Raw genomic sequence first — 10,054 nt, forward strand, 5'->3', positions numbered from 1 at the left:
GTGATGCTGACCGTTGCGCTTAGTAAGGGGAAGTTGATCGAACCGACATTGGAATTGTTCGGTCGGGCCGGCTATGGTTCGGCGCGATTGGCTACAGAGAGTCGCCGCCTGGTGTTCCAATGTCCGGACATCGGCATGACGTTTCTGATCGTCCGGCCGACCGATGTTCCGACCTACGTGGAATACGGGGCTGCGGACGTCGGCATCGTCGGGAAAGACGTGCTTTTAGAACAGGACAGCGACGTCTATGAGCCATTGGATTTAGGTTTCGGAGCGTGTAGAATTGCCGTCGCTGCGCTCCGTGGACAAGAATCTCGCGACCGGCTCTCTTCAAAAATCCGTGTCGCTACCAAGTATCCAAAGATCACGGAGCGATTCTTCAATCAGCGCGGCGTGCCGGTCGAAATCATCAAGCTCTACGGCTCGATCGAACTGGCACCGATTGTCGGCCTTGCCGACCGGATCGTGGATCTGGTGGAGACCGGCAAGACGCTCAAGGCGCATGATCTGGTCGAGGTGGAATGCATCGCCCAATCCACTGCACGCCTGATCGTCAATCGAGCCAGCCTCAAATTGAAACATCAGGCGGTTGCGGAGTTGGTGAAGAAGCTCAGGGCAGCTTGCGCCAAACCGACGGTGTCTCGTAAGGCCGCTTCATCAAAGCCCGGAAGAGCAAAAGGGCATAAGCGGACAAAGCATACAAGGGCGCGCAGATGAAGATCGTTGCCTCGACAGACCGGGCCTTCACCCAAACCCTTAAGAAAGTGGCCTCTCGTGCCCGCGTGCAAGGGGCGGCTGTGGAAAGGCCGGTCAAATCGATTCTCCAGGCCGTCGAGCGCAGGGGCGATAAGGCGGTGCTCCGATTCACCAAACAGTTCGATAGGATCTCTATTAAGCCGGATCAACTCAAAGTCACCGCTGAAGAGATTAAAGAAGCCTATTTCCATATCCGTAAGGACGAAGGCGATGCATTGCGGTTTGCCGCGCAGCGTATCACGGCCTTCCATGAGCGTCAGCGAACCAAAACCTGGATGTACCAGGACGGTGCGGCAACGTTGGGTCAGGTCATCACGCCGATCGACTCGGTCGGTGTCTACGTTCCGGGCGGCAAGGCAGTCTATCCTTCGACCGTGTTGATGAGTGCGATCCCGGCCAAAGTTGCAGGTGTGGAGCGTATCGTCATGGTAACTCCTCCCCAGAAGGGCGGGATCAATCCCTATCTTCTTGTCGCCGCCGATATTGCCGGTGTGACCGAAGTCTATCGAGTCGGCGGTGTCCAGGCGATCGGTGCCCTGGCTTTCGGGACGAAGACCATTCCCAAAGTCGATAAGATTCTCGGGCCCGGGAATATTTATGTCGCGACTGCGAAGAGAGTGCTCTATGGCACGGTCGGGATCGATATGGTTGCGGGACCGAGCGAGTTGCTCGTTGTGGCGGATGACGATGCCAAGCCCGCTCATGTTGCAGCCGACTTGCTCTGTGAGGCTGAACATGACGAAGATGCGCAAGTTTGGCTTGTAACCACCTCTGCACGGCTGGCGAAGGAGGTGGTTCGTTTAGTCGAGAGCCAACTGAAAGGTTTGCAACGGGAGAAGATTGCAGCAAAGTCGGTGGCACGGCATTCGGTCGCTTTTGTCGTGACGACGATGGAAGAAGCCATCGCTGTAGCTAATGAAATTGCGGCGGAGCACCTCACGTTATCAGTCGATGAGCCTTTCGACTACCTGGAGAAAGTACGGCATGCTGGCGCCTTGTTCCTTGGGCGTTATACACCGCCGTCAGTAGCGGACTATATAGCGGGACCGAATCATGTGTTACCGACCGGTGCAACTGCGAAATTCTTTTCAGCACTCTCGATCCACGACTATACGAAGATCAGCAATATCGTGCATTATACGAGGGAAGAGCTCAGTAAAGTGAAAGATCACCTTATACGACTAGCGCACATCGAAGGATTCGATGCCCATGCGAAGTCGGCCCAAAGCAGGTTTTCATGAAGAAGAACGCATCAGCACCCAGAAAAGCTTCGTTGCATCGTGCGACGAAAGAAACCGATATCCGTGTAGAGTGGAAACTCGACGGTGAGGGGCGAGGCCAGGTCGACACGGGCATTCGGTTTCTCGACCATATGCTGGAGTTGCTGGCAAAGCACGGATTCTTCGACCTGACGATCCAGGCGAAAGGTGATATCGATATCGACGAACACCACACCGTCGAAGATATCGGCATCGTCATGGGGAAGGCGCTGCATCAGGCGCTGGGCGAGAAGGGCGGGATTAAGCGGTTCGGCTTTGCTTCTGCGCCGCTCGATGAGACGCTGGCACAGGTAACCGTGGATCTGAGCGGGCGGCCGTTTCTCGTGTACAATGTGAGCTTGCCGGATCGAAAGATTAAGGCGTTCGACCTGGGCCTGTTCGAAGATTTCTTTCAGGCTTTCGTCACACATGGTGGCTTGAATTTGCACATCAATCTGATCTATGGCCGCAACCCGCACCACATAATGGAGGCAATCTTCAAAGGAGTGGCGAAGGCCCTCGATCAGGCCACGATGCCGGAGGAGCGTTTGGCCGGAAGAGTGTTGTCGACGAAAGGCATGTTGTAAGCAAATAAGGGCGAATATTTAGGGGAAAAAGATGGGGCAGGTTGTGCAAACGACCTGCCCTTTCTGTTTTGTTGCAGAACAGAGGAGTAGCGCGGTTGCGCTGGTTGCGGTATTGTTACAGCCTCACGGCACGGCGGGAGGCTAGAGACGCGGGGCAAGCGGCTGGTTCGTGAACGCGTAATTTCTCTCGCCACTAGCCTCAAAGCCTTTTGCCTCCACGAAGTGGCTATGATTGCGATTATCGACTACGGGATGGGTAACTTGCGCAGTGTCTCTAAAGCCTTTGAGGCAGTGGGGCACCAGGCAATGGTGACACGCGACCTTGCCGAGATTAGGAAGGCCAGCCATGTCGTGTTGCCAGGTGTCGGCGCGTTCGGCGATTGCATGGCGAACTTGAAACGGTTGGATTTGGTCGAATCTATCCGATCCACGATCAAATCGGGTAAGCCATTTCTTGGCATCTGCCTCGGGCTGCAACTCCTCTTTTCCGAAAGCGAAGAGTTCGGTTTGCATACAGGGCTCGATATCATTCCTGGAAGGGTGAGAAAGTTCGACTTGGATCCGTCGCTCAAGGTGCCGCACATGGGTTGGAATCAGATCAAAATGCAGAAAACCTGCCCGATATTCGATGGGATTGCGGATGGCTCCAACTGGTATTTTGTCCATTCGTATTTTGTCGATCCGGCAGACCGTATAGTTGTCGCAACGATGACTACCTACGGCATGCCGTTCGTCTCAAGTATCTGGAAAGACAACGTCGTGGCCTGTCAGTTTCATCCGGAAAAAAGCCAGGCATCCGGTCTGCGTCTTATCAAAAACTTCGGATTATGGAAACCATAGCGGAAAGGGTGAAGGGTGAGGAGTAAGCGGCTTGAAACAGGATGTGGGCCTGATCTTGGTTGGACAGGTACGACCTGTTTTCTGTGTGGAGTGCTGTTTTTGGCCGGATGCGGCGGGTCGAAAGTCACGACGCAGGCGTCGAGCGACATCTCTCGCTATCAAGTAGAGACGATTGCGCTCGTGCCATTTTCAGCGTTGGTAACGCCGCAAATTCGTGATCTTCGAGATCACCGTTTGTCTGCACCTGAGAGCATCAGACGATCCGATATCTCCTTGGCTGTTCCCCCAAACGCGGTGGAGCAAGTTGGTCAGACTGTCACGGTTCCGGATTACGCCGCAGAAAAAGTCACTCAGTTGTTTTGGAACCGATTGCGGAATCGGAAAGGTATCGTTGTTCTTTCACCGTATGACATCGCCAAGTTAGGTGATCTTGGAACAGTAGCCACGCCTGAAGCCATGGGTGCTGCAGTGGCAAAAACGGTCAAGGCCGATGCCGCTATGATCGGACGTGTTTCGGTCTATCAGGAACGGGTTGGCAGCAAAGCCGGGGCGAACCCTCCCGCAGCTGTAGGATTTCTGGTGAAGGTTGTGGCCGTGGACGGGCGGGTCCTCTGGGTCGGGAATTACTATGAGCGGCAGCAGCCCATGACCGAGGACTTTTTCGGCTTTTTGAGGCGGTGGGCATTCGTGACGGCGGAAGAGCTGGCGCGATACGGAGTCGATGAGGTGATGAAGGAATTTCCATTTGGGTTAGCGGAGGAGTAGCAGCGTGTTGGTGATTCCGGCGATTGATTTGAAGGACGGGCGGTGTGTCCGGTTACGTCAGGGCGATATGGCTGCCGAAACAGTCTATTCAGAAGAGGTGCCGCCGGTGGCAAGGCGCTGGCAACAGGCCGGTGCGAGTTTGATCCATGTGGTTGATTTAAACGGGGCAGTCGATGGAGAGCCAAGAAATCTTCCGCAGATAGAAGCGGTGATCAAGGCGGTCAGTGTGAAGGTGCAGGTTGGTGGCGGAATTAGAAACATCGACACCGTCCGTCGGTACCTGTCCGCAGGGGTGTCGCGTGTGGTACTGGGGACTGTAGCGCTGACAGATTGCGCCTTTCTGGAACAAGCCTGCAAAGAATTTCCTCGGCGGATTTTGCTGGGATTGGACGCCCGGGACGGGAGGGTTGCCGTAAAGGGATGGACGGCAGTTTCCGAGATTAAGGCCATCGATTTACTCAAAGAGCTTTCAGGCTATGAGATAGGGGCCGTGATCTACACCGACATTTCACGCGACGGTATGTTGAGCGGACCAAATATCCAAGCCTTGAAGGAGGTTGTGGACTTTTCCTCTTTCCCAGTCATTGCCTCCGGCGGTATTGCGAGGGTAGATGATCTACGTGCCGTGCACGCACTTGGTCCTCGAGTCGAAGGAGCGATCGTAGGAAAGGCGCTCTACGACGGTAAATTGGATTACACCGCGGCGGCGGCCGCAATAGGCGAGGGGCAAGGGGCAAAAGGCAACAGGTGAAACGGATCCGTCCGAACGGATCCTGGCCGCAAGCCTCGAGCCTCTGACTGTGAGTGAGCGAAGCGAACATGTTGACCAAGCGCATCATTCCTTGTCTCGATGTGAAAGACGGCCGTGTGGTCAAAGGGGTGAGCTTCGTCAATCTCCGCGATGCGGGTGATCCGGTAGAAGCCGCGACCGTTTACGACCGCGAAGGGGCGGACGAACTCTGTTTCCTTGACATTACTGCATCGCACGAGAATCGCAAGACGATTCTTGACGTCGTCGAACGGACAGCTGCTTGTGTTTTTATGCCGGTAACGGTCGGAGGAGGAGTAAAGACACTGGATGACATCAGGAATCTCTTGAACGCCGGGGCAGACAAAGTCAGCATCAACACGGCTGCTGTTCAGTGTCCCGAGTTCGTAAAGGAAGCAGCCGAACGTTTCGGAACGCAATGTATCGTTGTCGCGATCGATGCAAAGCGGAGTGCGGCCCCAAATCGATGGGAAGTGCACACCCATGGCGGGCGTAAGCCGACAGGAATCGATGCAGTGGAATGGGCCAAGAGAATGGAAGCCTATGGCGCCGGGGAAATCTTGCTGACCAGCATGGATCAGGACGGCCAGCAAAGCGGCTATGATCTAGGCCTAACCGCCGCTGTGTCCGGCCAAGTTTCTATTCCAGTGATTGCGTCTGGAGGTGTTGGTACGTTGGAACATCTCTACGACGGGTTTGTGAAAGGCAAGGCGGACGCGGTATTGGCCGCCTCGATTTTCCACTTTCGAACCTATACGATTCCGCAAGCAAAAGCGTATCTGCGGGATAGGGGAGTGCCGGTGCGACTTGAATCGATTCCGCAGGGTGGGAAATCATGAAGGAAACCATGACGGGCAAGTTCAAGTTCGATGATCAGGGACTGCTCCCCGCGATCGTCCAAGATTGGCTGGACGGCAGCGTTCTCATGCTTGGCTATATGAATCAAGAATCGATTGATAAGACATTGGCTGCGAAGACAGTTCATTTCTGGAGCCGCTCACGCAACAAGCTCTGGGAGAAGGGAGAAACGTCCGGTAATAAATTACTAGTCAAGACACTTTTGGTGGATTGCGATCGAGATACGATCTTAGTGAAAGCACAACCGATTGGGCCGACCTGTCACACGGGTGAACGGGCATGTTTTTTTTCGAAGCTCGATGAGCGGGGGATTCACGAACAAGAAAAAACCTCCGAAGGGTACGGCGGGATTCTTGAGGGAGTCTTGCGAACAATCGAAGATCGCCGTACGCATCCGCAAGACGGTTCCTACACGACGAAACTGTTTCAAGGCGGACACGACAAAATTCTCAAGAAGGTAGCAGAGGAAGCCGGTGAGGTACTCATTGCGGCAAAGGGAGGGAAGAAAGAGGAGATCATCTATGAAGTGGCGGATTTGTTCTTCCATACCTTGATGGTCCTCGGGTACCACGGGATTTCACTGCAGGAGATTTATCGGGAACTGGGGCAGCGATTCGGCAAGTCAGGACTCAGGCCCGAGAAATAACGAGGGGGAGGGAATGAGCGATTGTCTCTTCTGCAAGATTGCGGAGAAAAAGATTCCGGCGAAGATTGTTCACGAAGACGAACAGGCCATTGCTTTCGACGACATCAATCCTCAGTCGCCGGTCCATACCCTGGTCATCCCCAAAAAGCATGTGGCTTCGGTTCAGGAGTGTGGTACACACGATGAGGGTTTGCTCGGCCGATTGCTCTTTTCCTGTTCGCGAGTAGCTCGTCTGAAAGGTTTGACAGAGTCAGGCTATCGCGTGGTTATCAATACAGGTCGTGACGGAGGTCAGACGGTGGCCCATCTACATTTTCACGTGATGGGGGGGCGGCATATGGGATGGCCGCCAGGGTAAGGAAGAAGCAATCAAGGCTCTTTCCCGCAGACTATCGCTCCTCACTGATCGTCTATGCACCCTCTTCGAACGGATTGTTAAAGCTTCCTGATGGATTAGTTTCCGTCAGGTCCCGCTGGTTCCGGTGGCCACTCGAGGGTTTGACAGATTTCTCATCCCTCTGTTAGTCTGAACGGTCAATTTTTCCGATCAGTTACGTTTTTTGCCCCATCGGCTTGCGATGGGTGAAGAGGAGTTGCGACTCCCGTGGGCCGAGGCCTGATCTCCGAAGAGCTTATCAATCAAATACGAGAGCGAATCGACATCGCGGAGATTGTCGGGCAGCACGTCAGTTTGACGAAAGCCGGCCAAAATCTCAAAGGACTCTGCCCGTTTCACCAAGAAAAGAGCCCGTCGTTCACTGTCAGCCCTTCCCGTCAAATCTTCCACTGCTTCGGTTGCGGGGCGGGAGGAAATGTCTTCACGTTTCTCACTCGGATCACTGGTGCAAGTTTTCCGGAAACCGTCCGAGATCTGGGGCGTAAAGTCGGGATCGAGATTCAAGAATCCGCGACTGTGCCAGGCCCTCACGCTGCTCTGGCAGGACGTATTGAACAATTGAATCAGGCGGCAGCCGGCTGGTTCCAACAGAATCTCGGTGACAGCTGCGTCGGAGCAGATGCGCGCGAATATTTGCTTGGTCGCGGTATTCGCCAGGCCACGATTGAACGCTTTGGGATCGGGGTGGCGCCTGCGGAATGGGATGGATTGCTGAAGAACTTGACCAATCAAGGGTTCACGCAAAGCGAGTTGGCGTCGGCTGGGCTCATCATTGCCAGGGACAGCGGAAGTGGATATTATGATCGGTTTCGGGCTCGGGTTATGTTTACGATCACGGACCTCCGTAGACGTGTTGTGGGATTCGGTGGTCGAGTACTGGGTGAGGGGACACCGAAATATCTCAACTCGCCGGACACCGCCCTCTTTAAGAAAGGGCAGACGCTATTTGCGTTAGATGTAGCGCGTGAGGCCATCACTCGTACGAAAACCGTCATTGTCGTCGAGGGCTATTTCGATACCATTGCGCTTCATCAGGCCGGTTTGACGCATACAGTGGCGACACTGGGAACTGCGTTGACACCGGAACATATTCAAGTATTGCGGCGGTTTGCATCCAAAGTCGTGCTGCTGTTCGATCCCGATGCCGCCGGCGTGCGAGCGGCGTTACGAGGATTAGACTTGTTCGTCAACAGCGGCTTAGGGGTGAAGGTGGTCACGTTGCCGACAGGAGAGGATCCCGACACCTACGTGAGGAAAGAGGGTCCTGAATCGTTTGCCCATCTGGAAGGGCAGGCACCGAGCCTGCTGGATTTCGCGCTAGAACACAGCCTCAAAACAGCCGAAGCGAGCACAATCGAAGGGCGAATACGAAGCGTGGATGAGGTGTTGCGGATTCTGCAGAAAAGTGAACACCCCATCGAGCGGGAAGAACGAATCAGGCTTGTGGCGGAGCGCCTTGGTATCAACCAGCAGCGGTTGATCGACCGGTATCCTGCTCTGATTGCCAAAGAAGCCAAGCGGGCTGCCGTTCGAAAGGCCGACGTGTCGGCTGCGTCAAGCTACAAGGGGGCACCGGAAGAACGCGATCTGGTCTATTTGCTCCTGCATGGACAGTTGACTCCCGCCGATGTGAGACGGTTACGGCCCGAGACCTTTTCCGTTCCGGCTTGTCGTTCAGTGGTAGAGAAGGCACTTGCTCATCTTGATCAAGACGGTCGGGTGGGACTGCGCCATTTGCTCGACATTATAGTGGACGATCCGGAATGCGGGCCGTTAGCAACGGAATTGTCTATGCGCGAGGAACATTTCGACGATATTAAGGCGCATATTCAGGGTTGCCTGGCTACGCTCGATCGTAAACAGGCAGAAGCGGTGCTGCGGGAGTTAATCGTTCAACTCAAGGCGGCTGAGCGTGAGGGGCGTAGCGACGATGCTCAGGCGCTGAATGCGCGTGTCAATGAATTGCGGATGCAGAAGGCTGGTCAACCTGCTGCAAGGGTTCTTTCTTTGGTCAAGGAGTAAGTATGCCGAAACAAGAATTGCTGGTCGAAGTCAAAAAGCTCATCTCGATCGGAAAGGAGAAAGGATTTCTGACTTACGACGAGTTGAACAGTACGTTGCCTGCGGAAGTGGTGTCGTCGGAGCAGTTCGGAAGCATTATGTCGATGTTTGGCGAGATGGACATCGAGATTGTCGATGCGCCGGACGGAGAGCGGCAACAAAAAGTCCGCGGCGGGGACCAGGAGGAAGGCGGGGACGAAGCCGAGGAGGGGGACTCCAGCGAGGAAAATGAAAAAGAGATCGATCTCACTCCCGGTGCCTTGAGCCGCACCGACGATCCCGTCCGACTCTACTTGAAAGAGATGGGCAGCGTCGCGCTGTTGAGTCGTGAAGGGGAAATCGAGATCGCCAAACGCATCGAGGAAGGGAAGCGGGATATCGGCTTCGTCGTGTACGGCATGCCGATGACGATCGAGTTCATCCTCTCGCTCCGCGACCAACTCAAGAACGGGAAGATCGATGTGCGAGAAATCGTCCCGATTCAGGAGACGGAAGAGGATTTCGAAGAAGAAGAGGTTGAACGGGATTTTGAAGAGCTACGGCTGAAAACGCTCGAGGGGTTGAACGCAGTCCGTAAGGTCTCGACATCTTTGAAGGGACTGTATGAAAAGTCCCGCCAGGCCGGGAAAGATCCCGCGAAGCTTAAGAAGATCAAGAAGCAAATCGACGCGATCCGCGAGCAGGTCGTCGACAAGATGGAGGCGGTCAATCTCCACGGCGTCTTGAAGGACCGGATGGTGCAGCGCGTTCGAGAGATGGCGATCATGATTCGGACGGCGGAACGCGAGATTGCGAGTTGTCAGCGACGACTTGGCGTCGGCGGCGAGGCTGGCGCCGAACTTTTGCGGAAGCTCTGTCGGGACAAGAAGGATTTTCTGGCGGTCAAACGAAAGACCGGCGTCTCTGAAGAAACGCTTCAAGAAATTAAGCGACTGTATCAGACGGCGAAGAGCCGCATTCGGCAGTTGGAGACGGAAGAGGCATTGGTGTCCGGGGAGGAGATCAAGGATGCCGTCAAGCATTTGGATGTGGCGGAGGAAAAGGTCAAGCGCGGCAAGGCGGAGTTGGTGGAGGCGAATTTACGCCTCGTTGTCAGCATCGCCAAGAAGTACACCA

11 protein-coding genes are annotated in these 10,054 nt (G+C 54.8%); all 11 read left to right on the forward strand.

What is annotated here, in order from left to right; all coding sequences use genetic code 11:
• A partial coding sequence (gene hisG, locus ACWVCN_RS04050) for an ATP phosphoribosyltransferase (protein WP_455244235.1) occupies positions 1-717 on the forward strand: 717 nt, incomplete at its 5' end.
• The gene (gene hisD / locus ACWVCN_RS04055) at positions 714-1,997 is read left to right on the forward strand and encodes a histidinol dehydrogenase (protein WP_455244236.1); all 1,284 of its coding nucleotides are present in this window, start codon (positions 714-716) and stop codon (positions 1,995-1,997) included. The genes hisG and hisD, both read left to right, overlap by 4 nt.
• Positions 1,994-2,602, forward strand: coding sequence for an imidazoleglycerol-phosphate dehydratase HisB (gene hisB, locus ACWVCN_RS04060; protein WP_455244237.1), 609 nt, complete (start codon positions 1,994-1,996; stop codon positions 2,600-2,602). The genes hisD and hisB overlap by 4 nt, the downstream gene beginning before the upstream one ends.
• A gap of 228 nt (positions 2,603-2,830) precedes the next feature.
• Positions 2,831-3,442, forward strand: coding sequence for an imidazole glycerol phosphate synthase subunit HisH (gene hisH / locus ACWVCN_RS04065; protein WP_455244238.1), 612 nt, complete (start codon positions 2,831-2,833; stop codon positions 3,440-3,442).
• 15 nt (positions 3,443-3,457) lie between these two features.
• Positions 3,458-4,207 (forward strand): hypothetical protein, encoded by a 750-nt coding sequence (locus ACWVCN_RS04070; protein ID WP_455244239.1) that lies wholly within the window; start codon positions 3,458-3,460, stop codon positions 4,205-4,207.
• Between the two features lie 4 nt (positions 4,208-4,211).
• Entirely contained in the window at positions 4,212-4,958 is a 747-nt protein-coding gene (gene hisA / locus ACWVCN_RS04075; RefSeq protein ID WP_455244240.1) for a 1-(5-phosphoribosyl)-5-[(5-phosphoribosylamino)methylideneamino]imidazole-4-carboxamide isomerase, read from the forward strand.
• A 68-nt stretch (positions 4,959-5,026) separates the two neighbouring features.
• Positions 5,027-5,815 (forward strand): imidazole glycerol phosphate synthase subunit HisF, encoded by a 789-nt coding sequence (hisF, locus tag ACWVCN_RS04080; RefSeq protein WP_455244241.1) that lies wholly within the window; start codon positions 5,027-5,029, stop codon positions 5,813-5,815.
• Complete coding sequence (hisIE, locus tag ACWVCN_RS04085; RefSeq protein WP_455244242.1) at positions 5,812-6,480, forward strand: bifunctional phosphoribosyl-AMP cyclohydrolase/phosphoribosyl-ATP diphosphatase HisIE; 669 nt, start codon at positions 5,812-5,814, stop codon at positions 6,478-6,480. The genes hisF and hisIE overlap by 4 nt, the downstream gene beginning before the upstream one ends.
• Before the next feature lie 13 nt (positions 6,481-6,493).
• Positions 6,494-6,838 (forward strand): histidine triad nucleotide-binding protein, encoded by a 345-nt coding sequence (locus ACWVCN_RS04090; RefSeq protein ID WP_455244243.1) that lies wholly within the window; start codon positions 6,494-6,496, stop codon positions 6,836-6,838.
• A 246-nt stretch (positions 6,839-7,084) separates the two neighbouring features.
• A complete protein-coding gene (gene dnaG / locus ACWVCN_RS04095; RefSeq protein ID WP_455244244.1) occupies positions 7,085-8,899 on the forward strand; it encodes a DNA primase in 1,815 nt (604 codons plus the stop codon).
• 2 nt (positions 8,900-8,901) lie between these two features.
• A partial coding sequence (locus ACWVCN_RS04100) for an RNA polymerase sigma factor region1.1 domain-containing protein (RefSeq protein ID WP_455244245.1) occupies positions 8,902-10,054 on the forward strand: 1,153 nt, incomplete at its 3' end.

Source organism: Petrachloros mirabilis, from assembly GCF_975968855.1.

What these genes read in the sequence shown, in the direction of transcription:
- hisD (WP_455244236.1), top strand. Translation starts at nt 714, where the DNA reads ATGAAGATCGTTGCCTCGACAGACCGGGCCTTCACCCAAACCCTTAAG.
- hisB (WP_455244237.1), top strand. Translation starts at nt 1,994, where the DNA reads ATGAAGAAGAACGCATCAGCACCCAGAAAAGCTTCGTTGCATCGTGCG.
- hisH (WP_455244238.1), top strand. Translation starts at nt 2,831, where the DNA reads ATGATTGCGATTATCGACTACGGGATGGGTAACTTGCGCAGTGTCTCT.
- hisF (WP_455244241.1), top strand. Translation starts at nt 5,027, where the DNA reads ATGTTGACCAAGCGCATCATTCCTTGTCTCGATGTGAAAGACGGCCGT.
- hisIE (WP_455244242.1), top strand. Translation starts at nt 5,812, where the DNA reads ATGAAGGAAACCATGACGGGCAAGTTCAAGTTCGATGATCAGGGACTG.
- ACWVCN_RS04090 (WP_455244243.1), top strand. Translation starts at nt 6,494, where the DNA reads ATGAGCGATTGTCTCTTCTGCAAGATTGCGGAGAAAAAGATTCCGGCG.